This is a genomic window from Bradyrhizobium xenonodulans, from assembly GCF_027594865.1.
Classification (GTDB): domain Bacteria; phylum Pseudomonadota; class Alphaproteobacteria; order Rhizobiales; family Xanthobacteraceae; genus Bradyrhizobium; species Bradyrhizobium xenonodulans.
On sequence record NZ_CP089391.1, the window covers coordinates 459,745 to 474,719 of the forward strand.

Here is a 14,975-nt window from a genome sequence, read left to right on the forward strand (position 1 = left end):
AATGGCTTGATACGATACAGAGGGGCCTGGAAGCCCGATCGCGCTCAGAGATAGTCTTCGGCGAAAGGGCGCGCGCGCGACGACGGCCGCAGCGGCTTGGGCTCGTCCTTCGGCCCGTTCGGAATGATCGTTATGATCCAGCGCGGAGGCATGGTCGATTCCTGCTCCAGCACCGAACGAACGAAACCGGTCACCGTCGCCTCGCCAGATTTCACCGTTGCCGTCCGGCCGTTGAACTGTGCGATGCGGAAGCGACGAACCTCTTTCTGGTCCGCAGTCTCATAGGTGAACATGGAAACCCTCCTGGTTTCCGGCGACTATCGCCACCTATGATTAGCCATCTGTGAAAATCGCAAACCGTAGAAGTACGGCGGGTCTTTCCTGTGCCGCTCTACTTCTGCGGCTCCTGCGCGTGCGCAGCGGCGTAGGCGGTCTCCATCAGGTCCAGTAGATCGTGGAATTCCGGTTCGGGAAGCGTCTCCGCGGACTTCTCCAGCCGCAGTGCCAGCGCCGCGAGCCTGACATAGCCGAACGTTGCGGCGGCGCTCTTCAGCGAATGGGCTTCGCGCGCGATCCTGGATTGGTGCCGTGCGAGCGAGAGCGTGCGAAACAGGTGCAGGCGCGCGCAGGTCTCGCTCCAGAACACCTCGCGGACTTCACGGGCCCCGTCCTCGCCGATCTCGCGCACCAGCGCCTCATAGGCGCCCGGCTCCCGCGCGGGCTCGGCATCGCGCGCTTTCTGCTGAGGTGCCGCGGTCACGTCAAACATGGTTTTGCCCGTCCTGGTCACGGTTCGATGGTCGCGCGGCCCGTCCGGCGCGAGGCACGCTCGTGTCTAGGACATTCGAATTTCAGTTCCGGTAGCGGGACAGGAGGTGTTTGCGGGCCGGCGTTAGCGGCCGGTTTACCAAGCCGTGGTGGTCAGCGCGGGCCGAGCAGCCGGTCGTACTGGGCCTTCACGGTGGCGTAGCATTCGCACGCCGTCTGGCGCAGGCCGTCCAAATTGAGGATCTGGATGTGTCCGCGGCTGTAATGGATGAAATTGGCCTGCTGCAACGTGTTGGCGACCAGCGACACGCTGTTGCGGCGCGCGCCGATCATCTGCGCCATCGCCTCCTGGGTCAGCAGCAGGCGGTAGTCGCCCGACAGGTCGTGGGTGTGCAGCAGGCAGCGCGACAGCCGCGCCTCCACCGGATGGGCGGCGTTGCAGCCCGCGGTCTGCTGAACCTGCGCGTAAACCGCCAGCCCGTGACGGGTGAGCAGCGTCCGCAGGGGGCTGCTCCGCTCGGCCGCGTCGCGCAGCCGGTCGAGGTCCATCACGGAGGCGGTGCCGGGAACCAGCACGATCGCCGTGTTCAGCGCAGCGGCATCGCCCATGGTCGAGAGGGTTCCGAGCAGGCTGTCGCGGCCGATCATGGCGACCTGCACATGCTCGCCCTTGGCGAGCTTCACCACCAGCGAGATCACACCGCGGTGGGGAAAGTAGGCGCGCTTGAGCGTCTCGCCGGTCTCGACCAGGACCGCTTCATGCGGCAGATCCATCGTGCGCAGATGCGGGCGGATCAATTCGTAATCCTCCGCCGACAGCGCGGACAGGAAACCGTTGGTTGGACGCACCATCGTCTCCAAGACTGCCTCCCCTCTCGTCAGCGAGGGACGTGCGAAAGCGAATTTGCCGATCCCTTCTTCCGGCAAGCTCCATCATGTTCACGTCGGGATATATTGGCAATTGGGACAAGTTGTCCGGCCGCGATGATCGCCCCTGCGGCACTGTGTGCACCCCGGCATGCAAGCTGGTCGCGTCGTCCCATCGTCACCGCAGGGTTCCCAGCAAGCGCGTATGGTGGGCCTTCACCGTGCCATAGCAGTCGCAGGACGTCGTTTCCAATGCGCGCAGGTCGAGGATCTCGATCTGGCCGCGGGTGTAATGAATGACGCCGGCGCGCTGGAGCGCATTCGCGACGAGGGAAATCGCGTTGCGCCGGACCCCCATCATCTGCGCCAGGGTCTCCTGTGTCAGCGGCAGGCTCTCGCTGTCGGACAGGTCGTGGGCACGCAAGAGCCAGCGTGCGAGCCGTGCTTCGACCGGGTGCAGCGTATTGCACAGCACCGACTGCTGCGCCTGCGCGAGCAGCGCCTGCTCGTGGCGGATCATCAGGCCGCGGAACTGCACGCTTGCAGCAGCGACCACCCGGAAAGCCGGGATTTCGAGCACGGAAGCCGTGCCCGGGAACAGCACGGCTGCGTCCGTCGGTGCAATGCCGTCGGCCAGCGCGGCGCCGCCGCCCACGACGCTGTCGCGGCCCAGCATCGCAACCTCGATCATCTGTCCCTCGGAGAGGCCCACCGTGATCGAAACGGATCCGCCGTGCGGGAAGTAGACATATCGCAGCGCGGCGCCCGCCTCGGCCAAGACAGATTCCCTGACCATTTCGACCGTCGCGAGATGGGGGCGCAGCAGATCGAAATCCGCCGCCTCGAGCATTTGCAGCAGCTGATTGTGCGGGTGGCCGCTTGCGGTCATGCAGGATCCATCCGGCGCGTTCGAAACATGATCGGCGCCGCGCCCTGTTCGTCATCCAGTTGCACGGCGACAAAATCATATTGTAAAGGTTGTGGCGTCGTCCATATACCCGTTGGAGGGCAGACAGGCAGCCGCATTTGCGGCGGAAATAAGTGGCGCGCTGATTCGCGCGTGAACTCGAAGCGCTCGCCCTGCATCGATTGGCAGGAAAAAGCGGCAAGGGGGCTGTCATGAGCCGGAAGCATCGCATCCGCGTCGCCATCGGACGCCGGCCGACAGCTGCGGCCTGCCTTCTCGAGCGCATATTCCCAGCGATCAGGGACTGGACTGCAACGCGGCTACGCAACCCCGCGAATGTCGCATCCCTTGCCGTTCGTTGCCCGACGCGATCGGCGGCGTTCGCGGCCATCAAGGTTTCGATCCCAGCCAGAGGAGAACGGCGTGCCCAACGGCTCAATTTTTGAATCGCCGAATCGGGAAGCCCAAACGGGGAAAAATCTGCGCCATATTCTCGTTGTCGACGACGACCCGATGGTGTGCATGGCCATCGAGATCTGTCTCCAGCGGAATAATTTCCGGGTGACGATTGCCGACGGGGGAGAAGCCGGACTTCGCGCGCTCGAAACCGAACAGGTCGATCTGATGATGATCGATATCTTCATGCCGCATATGCGGGGGTTCGAGTCGATCCGGATCTTCCACGAACGCGCGCCGGCGATTCCGCTCATCGCGATGTCCGGCTACGCCTTCGCAAATCTGAACTCGCCCGCACCCGACTTCCTCCGGATGGCGCTGGAGCTCGGCGCGACGCGTTGCCTGCGCAAGCCGTTTACGCCGAATGCGTTGCTCGCCGCCATCAGGGACTGCCTCGCGGAGCATCGCGCCGTCGCCGCGCGATTGGGTTAGCGCGTTGCCGGTCGCAGAGGCCGCGAGGTAAGCGTCCATTTACCGCAACTGCAGCTATTGCGGCTTCCGGCTGACGGCCAGCAGACGGCCGTGCGGGTGAGCCTGATCGCGCGTGATTTGATTCAGTTTCGCGCGGCCCGTGCATATCGTTCCTCACCGGCAGGGTTTTTTCGCGCGCGGCGCAACGTCGTTATCGGAGCGTTTACCTATGGCGTCTCACGCATGAGATGCGGACGCTGCCTTTGCCGAAAACCGCTATCGCATGCGGCCGAACCGCAAACTTGTCTTCAATATCCGTATTAGCACGGAGGCTGAAATTAACGGGACCGTGAAAGGGGTTGTCTAACGATCCAAGGCGAAGACTTCCGCCGATTCCAGACGTGGCACAGGCGTCGAAGTTCAGCTTAGTAAGGCGTATCCCATGGATGATCTGTTGCGGGAGTTTTTGACGGAGACCAGCGAGAGCCTGGACACCGTCGACAATCAGCTGGTGAAGTTCGAGCAGGAGCCGAACAACGCCAAGATCCTGGATAACATCTTCCGCCTGGTCCACACCATCAAGGGTACGTGCGGCTTCCTCGGGTTGCCGCGGCTCGAAGCGCTGGCGCATGCCGGCGAGACCCTGATGGGCAAATTCCGTGACGGCATGCCGGTGACCGGGCAGGCGGTGACGGTGATCCTGTCCTCGATCGACCGCATCAAGGAGATCCTGGCGGGTCTCGAAGCCACCGAAGCCGAGCCCGAGGGTACCGACCGCGATCTCATCGACAAGCTGGAAGCGATGGTCGAGCAGGGCATGGCCGCGATGGCTGCCGGCGCTGCTGCCGCGACCGCTCCCGTTGCCGAAGCCCCGCCGCTGGTGCCGGAAGCGCCTGTTGCTGCGGCGCCTGCACCGGCAAAAGAAATGACCGCCGGCACGCTGATCGACCAGACCCTGGAGCGCCCGTTGCGTCCGGGCGAAGTCTCGCTCGACGAACTCGAGCGCGCCTTCCGCGAGACCGCGATCGAAGCGCCGGCACCTGTTGCCAAGGCCGAGCCCGCGCCGGCTGCTGAAGCTCCTGCGCCCGTGGCCAAGGAAACGGCGAAGGAAGCCAAGGCGCCCAAGGAAAAGCCCGCACCGAGGAAGTCGGCCGCCGACGAGGGCGCTGGCGAGGGCGCCAGCATCGCCAACCAGTCGATCCGCGTCAACGTGGATACGCTGGAGCATCTGATGACCATGGTCTCCGAGCTGGTGCTGACCCGCAACCAGCTTTTGGAGATCTCCCGCCGCAACGAGGACACCGAGTTCAAGGTGCCGCTGCAGCGGCTGTCCAACGTCACCGCCGAGCTGCAGGAAGGCGTCATGAAGACGCGCATGCAGCCGATCGGCAATGCCTGGCAGAAGCTGCCCCGCATCGTCCGCGACCTGTCGAGCGAACTCGGCAAGCAGATCGAGCTGGAGATGCACGGCGCCGACACCGAGCTCGATCGCCAGGTGCTCGATCTGATCAAGGACCCGCTCACCCACATGGTGCGCAACTCCGCCGATCATGGCCTCGAGACCCCCGCCGAGCGGCTCGCGTCCGGCAAGGGCGAGCAGGGCACCATTCGCCTGTCCGCCTATCACGAGGGCGGCCACATCATCATCTGCATCGCCGACAACGGAAGAGGCCTCAACACCGAGAAGATCAAGGCCAAGGCGATCTCTAGCGGTCTCGTCACCGAGGCCGAGCTGGAGAAGATGTCGGAAGCCCAGATCCACAAGTTCATCTTCGCGCCGGGCTTCTCGACCGCGGCCGCCATCACCTCGGTCTCCGGCCGCGGTGTCGGCATGGACGTGGTGCGCACCAATATCGACCAGATCGGCGGCACCATCGACATCAAGTCGGTCGCCGGTGAAGGCTCGAGCGTCACCATCAAGATCCCGCTGACCCTGGCGATCGTCTCGGCGCTGATCGTCGAAGCCGCCGGCGATCGCTTTGCGATCCCGCAGCTCTCGGTGGTCGAGCTGGTCCGTGCCCGCGCCAACTCGGAGCACCGCATCGAGCGCATCAAGGACACCGCGGTGCTGCGCCTGCGCAACAAGCTGCTGCCGCTGATCCATCTGAAGAAGCTCTTGAAGATCGACGACGGCGCGGCCTCCGATCCCGAGAACGGCTTCATCGTGGTCACGCAAGTCGGCAGCCAGACCTTCGGCATCGTGGTCGACGGCGTGTTCCACACCGAAGAAATCGTGGTCAAGCCGATGTCGACGAAACTCCGTCACATCGACATGTTCTCCGGCAACACCATTCTGGGCGATGGCGCGGTCATCATGATCATCGACCCCAACGGCATTGCCAAGGCGCTCGGCGCCGCCGGCTCCTCGGCCCATGACATGGGCGACGAGAACGGCGCGCACCACATCGGCTCGGGCGAGCAGACCACCTCGCTCTTGGTGTTCCGCGCCGGCTCGTCGCAGCCCAAGGCGGTCCCGCTCGGGCTCGTCACCCGTCTCGAAGAGCTGCCGGCCGACAAGATCGAGTTCTCCAACGGCCGCTACATGGTGCAGTACCGCGAGCAGCTGATGCCGCTGGTCGCCATGGAGAGCGTCACCATTGCGAGCCAGGGCGCCCAGCCGATCCTGGTGTTCGCCGATGACGGCCGCTCCATGGGCCTCGTCGTCGACGAGATCATCGACATCGTCGAGGAACGGCTCAACATCGAGGTCGGCGGCTCCTCCAGCGGCATTCTCGGCTCGGCCGTGATCAAGGGCCAGGCCACCGAGGTGATCGACGTCGGCCACTTCCTGCCGATGGCGTTCTCGGACTGGTTCACCCGCAAGGAGATGAAGCCGTCGATGCATTCGCAGTCGGTGCTGCTGGTCGACGACAGCGCGTTCTTCCGCAACATGCTGGCGCCCGTGCTGAAAGCCGCCGGCTACCGCGTCCGCACCGCGCCGACCGCGCAGGAGGGCCTCGCGGCGCTCCGTGCCCAGACCTTCGACGTGGTCCTGACCGACATCGAGATGCCCGACATGAACGGGTTCGAGTTCGCCGAGACCATCCGTTCCGACAACAATCTCGGCTCGATGCCGATCATCGGCCTCTCGGCGCTGGTGTCGCCGGCGGCGATCGAGCGCGGCCGCCAGGCCGGCTTCCACGACTATGTCGCCAAGTTCGACCGTCCCGGTCTGATCGCGGCGCTGAAGGAACAGACCGCGGGTGCCGCCGGCGCCTCCGAGCTGAACCGGGCAGCGGCGTAAGAGCAGGACAGGGATCAGGAGTACGCACATGACCAAGAAGACCCAGATCGGCGAAGGCGCCATGGTCGAATACGTCACGGCGATGATCGGCGGCCAGCTGTTCGGCCTGCCGATCTCCCGCGTCCAGGACGTGTTCATGCCCGAGCGCGTCACCCGCGTTCCCCTGTCCTCGCGCGAGATCGCGGGCGTCCTGAACCTGCGCGGCCGCATCGTCACCGTGGTCGACATGCGCGCCCGCCTCGGCCTGCCCAAGCCCGAGGACGGCCAGACACCGATGGCGGTCGGCGTCGATTTGCGCGGTGAATCCTACGGCCTCCTGATCGACCAGATCGGCGAGGTGCTGCGGCTGGCCGAAGACGGCAAGGAAGAAAACCCCGTCAACCTCGATCCCCGCATGGCCAAGCTCGCCGGCGGCGTCCACCGCCTCGACGGACAGCTCATGGTCGTCCTCGACGTCGACCGCGTCCTCGAGCTGAAGACCGAAGTGCAGATGGCTGCGTGAGCCAACGAAACATCGAAACCGGAGAACAGAAATGAAGACATGTTTGGTGGTCGATGATTCCAGCGTCGTGCGCAAGATCGCGCGCCGGATCCTGGAAGGCCTGGAATTCCAAGTCACCGAGGCCGAGGACGGCTCCAAGGCGCTCGAGATCTGTCAGCAGAAGCTGCCCGATGCGGTGCTGCTCGACTGGAACATGCCCGTGATGGACGGCTTCGAGTTCATGGGCCATATGCGCCGCCTGCCCGGCGGGGACCAGCCGAAAGTGGTGTTCTGCACCACCGAGAACAACGTGGCCCATATTGCTCAGGCGCTCAGCGGCGGCGCCAATGAGTACATCATGAAGCCCTTCGACAAAGACATCATCGCCGACAAGTTCGCTGAAGTCGGTTTGATCCCGGTCGGACAAGCCATGGTCTGAGTGTGTCTGGCCGCACGTTGGCCAGAGTGTTCCCAGTACAGCTTCCGAGAGGCTTTCCGTGACCCCGACCGAGTATGAGTATCTGCGCAAGTTCCTGAAGGACAATTCCGGGCTCGACCTGTCCGCAGACAAGCAATATCTGATCGAAAGCCGCCTGCTGCCTCTGGCCCGCAAGGCCGGGCTCGCCGGCATCAATGAGCTCGTGCAGAAGCTTCAGGGCGGCTCGCGCGAGATGATCACCAACGTGGTCGAAGCCATGACCACCAACGAGACCTTCTTCTTCCGCGACAAGGTCCCGTTCGATCATTTCCGTGACCACATCATGCCCGAGGTGATCAAGGCGCGCGCCGGACGTCGCAGCGTGCGCATCTGGTGCGCCGCCGGCTCAACCGGGCAGGAGCCCTATTCGCTGGCGATGAGCCTGAAGGAGATGGGCGCGGCCCTGACCGGCTGGCGCGTCGAGATCATCGCGACCGACCTGTCGCAGGAGGTGCTGGAGAAGGCCAAGGCCGGCATCTACAGCCAGTTCGAAGTCCAGCGCGGCCTGCCGATCCAGATGCTGATGAAATATTTCAAGCAGACCGGCGAGACCTGGCAGATCAATCCGGAATTGCGGGCGATGATCCAGCACCGGCAGCTCAATCTGCTGCACGACTTCGCCCAGCTCGGCACGTTCGACGTCATCTTCTGCCGCAACGTGCTGATCTATTTCGACCAGGACACCAAGATCAACATCTTCAACCGCCTGGCCCGCCAGATCGAGCCCGACGGCTTCCTGGTGCTGGGTGCAGCCGAAACCGTGGTCGGGCTGACCGACACGTTCAAGCCGATCCCGGATCGTCGCGGCCTCTACAAGCCGAACGACCCGCGTGCGGCCGCGGCCAAGCCGGCTCTCGCCGGCGCGGCGCCGCGCGTGGCGGTGATGGCAGGACGATAAGCATGGCCGAGGATGGCAAGGGCGCGGAGCGCGTCACGTTCAGTCGAGGCTATGATGTCTGCATCATGGCGATCGACGGCACGTGGCGGCGCGACTGCAAGCTCAATGCGATCTCCGACACCGACGCCATCCTCACGGTGGAAGGCTCGATCCAGGGATTGAACCTGAAGGAATTCTTTCTGCTGCTGTCGTCCACCGGCCTCGCCTATCGCCGTTGCGAGCTGGTGCGCGTCAACGGCGCCGAAATGGACATCCAGTTCCTGCGCGGCAAGAACCGGAAGAAGCGCGGCGCTTCCGGTGGCCGTGACGAGGCAGCCTGATCGCCAGACAGGCCTCGTCATGAGTCGCGTTGCCGCTTTCCGGGGCGTTGGTTCATATTTGCTGAAACATCCGAACGAATTCGCCGCAACTGCTTTACGTGGCTGAAGCGCGATCCGTGTATCAATTGCCGGTCTCAATCTCAGGATACGGTAATGCCCAGAAGCTCTCTCTCCCCCATCCCGTCAAACCTGCCCGACGCCGCCGAGCGGCGCGCGCTTCAGCTCCTGGTGGTCGACGACGACGCCACGCAGCGCAGCCTGATCACGGTCGCCGCGAAGCAGGCCGGCCACGAAGTCACGGTGGCGCCGTCCGTCGCGGAGGCGATCGAAAAGCTCCGCGCCGCGCGCTTCGACTGCGTGACGCTCGATCTCGTGCTGGAGGATGGTGACGGCATCGACGTGCTGCGCGAGATGGCGGCGGCGAAATTCGCGGGCTCCGTGATCGTCATCAGCGGCATGGACGGCAAGCGCCGCAGCGCTGCCCGCAGCTTCGCCCGCTCCGTCGGGATCGAACTCCAGAGCCTGCCGAAGCCGCTCGATCTCGCGGCGCTGCGGATCAGCCTCGCCAATCTCGGCAAGGCGGCGATGGGCCTGCCGGTGATCCACACCTGGGGCGGCGTCGCCACCGACGCGATCGTGGAGCGGCACCGCACCTGAGACGCGGACCTGCCATGCAATCGGCTGCGGACGATCCGCCGCGCCGATTGCGGCCTACGCCGGACTGCCAAATTCCGATAATTGTTGCAGGGCGCGGCCGAGCTCCGCCCGGCAGGCGTTGAGGGCGGCACTCGCCGTGGCATAACGAGGCGTGAGGTCGTCGAGCACGACAATCTCGGTGGAACCCACGATAGCGCTATCGTCGTCCGGCTCTCCGTCCGAGGTCATGGCCGCGTCGATCAGACGCAGACTGATCTCGATGCGCGCGATCAGAGAGCGAAGTTCGGCTGCGATCAACTGACGGCTGTCCGTTTCAGCCATCGCGGCGAGCGGGGGTGTGCCAGCGTAATTTAGCATGGATATTCTCCGTCCCCCGCAATAAGGCACCTCGCCGCTACTTGTGCGTTAAGTCCATGTCCCGTACAAATACGGGTGGGCCGAATCCGCGCCGAGCGCCATAAACGTTGGCGCGGACGCGAGTCCGTAATGCCAACTGGATGTGGCACATGGCCGAGCAAACCTCTCGTGGTGAAATCTTTGTGGTCGACGACGACCCTGCCGTTCGCGACACCTTGTCGATGGTGTTGAAGGCGGCGGGCTATGAAGTGATCTGTTTTGCGGACGGCGCAGCCCTGCTGTCGGTCGCACGAAACCGCACCCCGGCTGCGGTCCTGCTCGACGTCCACATTCCCGGAAAGTCGGGCCTCGACATTCTGAAGGAACTGCACGGCGAGGACTATCCGGCGCCGATCTTCATGATCTCAGGGCAGGGCGACATCGCCATGGCGGTGGGCGCCATCAAGAGCGGCGCGCTCGATTTCATCGAGAAGCCGTTCCGCGGCAGCGAGATCGTCGGCCGGCTGGACGAGGCGATCGGTGCCTATGCACGCAGGCAGTCAGAGAGCGCATCGCCGAAGTTCGGCTCGCTGCATTTCCCCGGACGCGAGCCGCTGACGCGGCGTGAGCGCGAAGTGCTCGAGCAATTCGCCGCCGGCGCCTCCAACAAGGAAGCCGGCCGCACGCTCGGCATCAGCCCGCGCACCATCGAGGACCACCGCGCCAACATCATGAAGAAGCTCGGTGCCCGCAACGCCGCCGATCTGATCCGCATCGTGATGACCGCGGCCCAGCGGGCGTCGTAACATCGTCTCACGCCCCGGACGCAGCGCATCATGCAATGATGCGCTGCCGAGCCGGGGCCCATCTCTCCGATTTCACCGCTGACAGGTCTGGTCCCGGCTCTGCACAGCAGCCATGGCGCGTCGAAGACGCGCGTGAACGCGCTTATGGCGCGCTGCAGTGCGTCCGGGACACGAGCCGCGAGGCCTCAAGCGGTCAGCGCCCTGCGGATGATCCGCGCGAGGTCCGATTTGCGGTACGGCTTCGCCAGCAGCAGGACGCCCGAATCCAGCCGGCCGTGATGGATGATCGCGTTCTCGGTATAGCCGGACGTATAGACCACCCTGAGGTCGGGACGTGTCTTCAGCACCTCGTCGGCAAGCTGCCGTCCGTTCATCTTGCCGGGCATGATGACGTCGGTGAACAGCAGGTCGAACGGCTTTCCGGAGGCGACGATCGCGAGCGCTTCCGCGGCGTTCGCGGCCTGCAAGGTGACGTAGCCGAGCGAATGCAGCTGCGCCAGCACGTAGTCGCGCACCAGCCGGTCGTCCTCGACGACGAGGATCGTCTCGTGCCCGCCCTCGATCGTCGCCGGCATCACGCCCTCGCCCACTGCGGTGGGCGTCTTGCCCGGCGGCAGATACATCTTGATCGTGGTGCCGTGGCCTTCCTCGCTGTAGATCTTGATGTGGCCCGCGGACTGCTTGATGAAGCCGTAGACCATCGAAAGCCCGAGCCCGGTGCCCTTGCCCGGTCCCTTCGAGGTGAAGAACGGATCGAACACCCTGGCCAGCATGTTGGCGGGGATGCCGGTGCCGGTGTCGCTCACGGCGATCAGCACATAGTGTCCCGGCGGGACGTCGTTGACGCTGGCATAGACCTCGTCGAGATAGGCGGCGCCCGTCTCCACGATCAGCTTGCCGCCGCCGGGCATGGCGTCGCGGGCATTGAGCGCGAGGTTGAGGATCGCGGTGGTGAGCTGGTTGGGATCGACGATCGCAACGCAGCTCTCGTCCTCGAACACCGATTCGATCTGGATCTGCTCGCCCAGCGTCGGCCGCAACAGCTTTGCGGTGTCGATGATCAGCACGTTGATGTCGATCTCGCGCGGCTGGAGCGGCTGCTTGCGCGCGAAGGCGAGCAGGTGCTGGGTCAACTCGGCGCCGCGCCCGGCGGCCTCGTCGATCATCTTGGTGATCGCCGCAAGCTCCGGCTCCTTCGCCACCGCATCGGCCAGAATCTCGATCGTGCCGGTGATGACGGTGAGGATGTTGTTGAAGTCGTGCGCCACGCCGCCGGTGAGCTGGCCGACCGCCTCCATCTTCTCGGCGTGGCGGATGCGTTCCTCGGAGGCGATCTTGTCGGTGAGGTCGCGGTAGAACACGTTGAACAGAATGCCTTCGCGGCGTCTGAGCGCCGTGACGCTCAGCTCGGCCCTGAATTCCTTGCCGTCGCGACGTCGGACCATGAGTTCGCGCCGGCGGTTGAGCGTCTGACCGTCCTGGGTCTCGAGGAAGCGCGCGAGGCCGGCCTTGACCCTCTCGCGCTCGCTCTCGGCGACGATGAGGTCGACCGCATTCCTGCCGAGCGCCTCGCTGCGCCGCCAGCCGAACAGCTCTTCGGCCCGCGAGCTCCAGTTCAGGATGGTGCTGCGGTCGTCGGTCTGGACGAAGGCGTCGAGCGCGGTCTCGACGATGTTGCGCGCGAGCAGCTCGCTTTCGCGCAAGGATTCTTCCGCGCGCCTCGCCTCGGTCATGTCGCGTCCGACGAAGAAGAAGCGGTTCGCCTGCGCGGACCAGTTGCCGAGCCAGGACAGCCAGACCTCGTGGCCGTTGCTGTGGAGGCACCTGGTGTCGGAGAGCTTGGGGCGTTCGCCGCGCCGCAGCGCGCGCATCTCCCCGCGCGACTGCTCGAGATGGTCGGGATGAATGAAATCCGTGCCGCTGCGGCCGAGCATCTGTTCCGGCCGGTAGCCGAGAATGGTCTCGCTGCTCGGACTGATCTGCGCGATATGGCCGCGCGCGTCCATGACCATGATCAGATCCTGCGAGGTCTCGAAGATCTGGCGCCGCTCCTCGATCTGCTGCTGCAGCGCCCGCTCGGCCCGCCGGGCCTCGGTGAGGCTGCGCGCGGAGCCGGAGGCGCCGATGATCTCGCCCGACGGCCCCTTGATCGGTGACAGGCTGAGCGAGATCTCGACCGGCGTGCCGTCCTTGCGCAGGCGCACCGTCTCGAACCGCTCGATCGGCTCGCCTTCGGCGATCCGCTGCAAATAGGTCTTGCCTTGCGCGCGTCGATCCGTCGGGACGATGATCGCGGTGGATTGCCCGATCGCCTCTTCCGCCGAATGGCCGTAGAGACGTTCGGCGGCGGGATTCCAGCCGGTGATGATGGCGTCGAGCGACTGCATCACGATCGCATCGTCGGAGGATTCGACGGCGGCGCTGAACAGGCGCTCGCGCGCTTCATGATGGCTGCGCGCGGCCTCGGTGCGGCGGTGCTCCTCGACTTCGCGTTCGAGAGCGGCTGTCTTTGCTCGCGTCTCTTCGACCATCCGGGCAAAGGCCCGTGCCAGCACGCCCGTCTCGCCGCCGGCATCGAGCGGAATGTCGGCGGGCCGGCCACTGCCGATCGCCTCCACCGCCGCGGTCAGGCGCCCGATCGGGCGCGTCAACGAGCGCGCCAGGAATACGGCGAGCGCCGCCGCAGCGAGGACGGCAAGGACGCCGACGAGCAAGGACGTTTTCTGAATGGCGGCCGGCACGCGGCCGAAGACCGCCGGGGGCACGGTCACGATGATCGCGACCCATTCCTTGCCCGCAAGCAATGCCGGGGCCATCGCCGCGCCGCTCGGGCGGTCCGAGGCGTCGGTCATGAGCTGCGTGGATACGTCCGGCGCGCCGGCCAGGGCCGCAAAAAATGGGAAATCCTTGCGCCAGTCGTTGGGACGGCCCTGCAATGCGCCGAATTCCCGCGCGCGATCGGGATGGACGAGATAATCGCCGCGCGAATTCACGACGTAAATCTCTCCTCCCGAGCCCGCGGTCGAGCGGACGCGGTCGAGCGCCGGACGCATGTCGATATTGGCGATGATGATGCCGAAGGGCCTGCCGTCCGGCGCGAACAGCGGCGTCGCGACGCGCAATGTCGGAACGTGAATATCCGCGGTCCCGCCCTGCCGGGTGGCGAGGTCGATCGGGGACACATAGACCTCGCCCGGCGCCAGTCGGATCGTGTCCTGAAAGTAGGTTCGCTCGCCTTTGCGCTCCAGCTCGCTGTCGGGGGCGACCCGTGCCTTTCCATTCGGGCCGGAGCGATCGACGCGGACCAGTTCGCGATGGTCGTCGTCGAGACCGATGATCCGAAACTGCCCGTAGCTGGGTTTGGCGTCGATCTCGGCTGCGAGCCGCGCTGCGATGCGCTCGCGCCAGGTTTGCTCCGAAACGCCGTCGAGCGCGTCGATGCCTCCGCCGATATGGGCGCGGATCAGGCCATTGATGGCTGCGGCGGAGCGATAGCCGGCCAGATCGCCGCGGGTGCCGGCAACGTAGGATTCGAGATTGGTCGCCAGCAGGCGCGACTGGGCTTCGACGCGTTCCAGGACCCGCGGAATAACGGCCTGGGTGATGTTGCGATAGCCCAACCAGCCGACTGCGGCCACGGTCACCGCCACCAGCAGAATCATCGCGATGGCCAGCCGCGTTGCGAGCGTCATGGGGATATTCGTACCACGTCCCGAGTGGCCGCGCCCGTTCTGGCCCGAAACAGAGCGGAGGCTGTCGTCATTGGCGCTCGGTGCTGACATCGGGAGCCTCCGGCTGCAGCGCCTTCAGGCAGCCGTCGACCGCGGCGAGCAACGCGTCGGGGCGAAATGGCTTCTGAAGGCTTGCCACCGCGCCGAGCTTGGTCGCCATCTTGAGAAAATCCGGCTCTGCATAAGCGTCCGGCGTGAGCGAGCGTCCGGAAATGACGATGATGGGAATGGCCGGCTGCAGCGCCCGGATGTGGCGCATCGTCTCCAGCCCGTCCATGCCGGGCATGAAGATGTCGAGGAACAGCAAGTCGACCGGGCTGGCCTCGAACAGCGCGAGCCCCTTGCGGCCGTCGCCCGCAACGGTGACGTGGTGACCGGCCCTTTCCAGGATCAGCCGGATCGTGATCTGCACGGCCGGGTCGTCATCCACGATCAGGATGTTGGCCACGTCAAAAACCTCCGGGTCGGACAGGGATGCCTCCCGCGACCCAAATCAAAGCTTCAAATACGAAATTGTTGCGCGAATTGTGCTCGTCCTGCAAGCACCGCGCGGCTATCCGATGGTCGTAAGCGGCGCCTGGATTCGATGGCCGTCCATATGCACGATGAGGTGCA

15 protein-coding genes are annotated in these 14,975 nt (G+C 65.1%); 8 read left to right on the forward strand and 7 right to left on the reverse strand.

Annotation, left to right across the window (positions count from 1 at the left end):
- Positions 1-44 precede the first annotated feature (44 nt).
- The 4 genes from I3J27_RS02220 to I3J27_RS02235 all read right to left on the reverse strand — a co-directional run bounded on the left by I3J27_RS02220 (position 45) and on the right by I3J27_RS02235 (position 2,524).
- Positions 45-293, reverse strand: a complete 249-nt coding sequence (locus I3J27_RS02220) for a hypothetical protein (RefSeq protein ID WP_270164738.1) — start codon at positions 291-293, stop codon at positions 45-47.
- A 98-nt stretch (positions 294-391) separates the two neighbouring features.
- Positions 392-769: an Hpt domain-containing protein gene (locus I3J27_RS02225; protein ID WP_270164740.1), complete on the reverse strand. Its 378-nt coding sequence runs from the start codon at positions 767-769 to the stop codon at positions 392-394.
- A 152-nt stretch (positions 770-921) separates the two neighbouring features.
- Positions 922-1,620 (reverse strand): Crp/Fnr family transcriptional regulator, encoded by a 699-nt coding sequence (locus I3J27_RS02230; RefSeq protein WP_270164742.1) that lies wholly within the window; start codon positions 1,618-1,620, stop codon positions 922-924.
- 193 nt (positions 1,621-1,813) lie between these two features.
- A complete protein-coding gene (locus I3J27_RS02235; protein WP_270164744.1) occupies positions 1,814-2,524 on the reverse strand; it encodes a Crp/Fnr family transcriptional regulator in 711 nt (236 codons plus the stop codon).
- 498 nt (positions 2,525-3,022) lie between these two features.
- Between I3J27_RS02235 and I3J27_RS02240 the strand changes: the two genes are divergently transcribed.
- The 7 genes from I3J27_RS02240 (at position 3,023) to I3J27_RS02270 (ending at position 9,487) form a co-directional block, all read left to right on the forward strand.
- Positions 3,023-3,430, forward strand: coding sequence for a response regulator (locus tag I3J27_RS02240; RefSeq protein ID WP_270173018.1), 408 nt, complete (start codon positions 3,023-3,025; stop codon positions 3,428-3,430).
- 421 nt (positions 3,431-3,851) lie between these two features.
- Positions 3,852-6,653 carry a hybrid sensor histidine kinase/response regulator gene (locus I3J27_RS02245; protein WP_270164746.1) on the forward strand — a complete coding sequence of 934 codons (2,802 nt, stop codon included), beginning with the start codon at positions 3,852-3,854 and terminating at the stop codon, positions 6,651-6,653.
- 28 nt (positions 6,654-6,681) lie between these two features.
- Positions 6,682-7,155: a chemotaxis protein CheW gene (locus I3J27_RS02250; RefSeq protein ID WP_270164748.1), complete on the forward strand. Its 474-nt coding sequence runs from the start codon at positions 6,682-6,684 to the stop codon at positions 7,153-7,155.
- 31 nt (positions 7,156-7,186) lie between these two features.
- Entirely contained in the window at positions 7,187-7,573 is a 387-nt protein-coding gene (locus I3J27_RS02255) for a response regulator (protein ID WP_270164750.1), read from the forward strand.
- A gap of 58 nt (positions 7,574-7,631) precedes the next feature.
- Complete coding sequence (locus tag I3J27_RS02260) at positions 7,632-8,510, forward strand: CheR family methyltransferase (protein ID WP_270164752.1); 879 nt, start codon at positions 7,632-7,634, stop codon at positions 8,508-8,510.
- Between the two features lie 2 nt (positions 8,511-8,512).
- Complete coding sequence (locus I3J27_RS02265) at positions 8,513-8,830, forward strand: hypothetical protein (protein WP_014439079.1); 318 nt, start codon at positions 8,513-8,515, stop codon at positions 8,828-8,830.
- A 153-nt stretch (positions 8,831-8,983) separates the two neighbouring features.
- Positions 8,984-9,487 carry a response regulator gene (locus tag I3J27_RS02270; RefSeq protein WP_270164755.1) on the forward strand — a complete coding sequence of 168 codons (504 nt, stop codon included), beginning with the start codon at positions 8,984-8,986 and terminating at the stop codon, positions 9,485-9,487.
- A gap of 54 nt (positions 9,488-9,541) precedes the next feature.
- On the opposite strand, the gene I3J27_RS02275 is transcribed toward I3J27_RS02270, so the two are convergent.
- Positions 9,542-9,844, reverse strand: coding sequence for a hypothetical protein (locus tag I3J27_RS02275; RefSeq protein WP_270164758.1), 303 nt, complete (start codon positions 9,842-9,844; stop codon positions 9,542-9,544).
- 149 nt (positions 9,845-9,993) lie between these two features.
- On the opposite strand from I3J27_RS02275, the gene I3J27_RS02280 reads away from it, so the two are divergent.
- Positions 9,994-10,629, forward strand: a complete 636-nt coding sequence (locus tag I3J27_RS02280) for a response regulator transcription factor (protein WP_270164760.1) — start codon at positions 9,994-9,996, stop codon at positions 10,627-10,629.
- Between the two features lie 185 nt (positions 10,630-10,814).
- On the opposite strand, the gene I3J27_RS02285 is transcribed toward I3J27_RS02280, so the two are convergent.
- Together I3J27_RS02285 and I3J27_RS02290 are read right to left on the reverse strand one after the other, a co-directional pair.
- Positions 10,815-14,411, reverse strand: a complete 3,597-nt coding sequence (locus tag I3J27_RS02285; RefSeq protein ID WP_270164762.1) for a PAS domain S-box protein — start codon at positions 14,409-14,411, stop codon at positions 10,815-10,817.
- Complete coding sequence (locus I3J27_RS02290) at positions 14,389-14,808, reverse strand: response regulator (protein WP_270164764.1); 420 nt, start codon at positions 14,806-14,808, stop codon at positions 14,389-14,391. The genes I3J27_RS02285 and I3J27_RS02290 overlap by 23 nt, the downstream gene beginning before the upstream one ends.
- Positions 14,809-14,975: the final 167 nt, after the last annotated feature.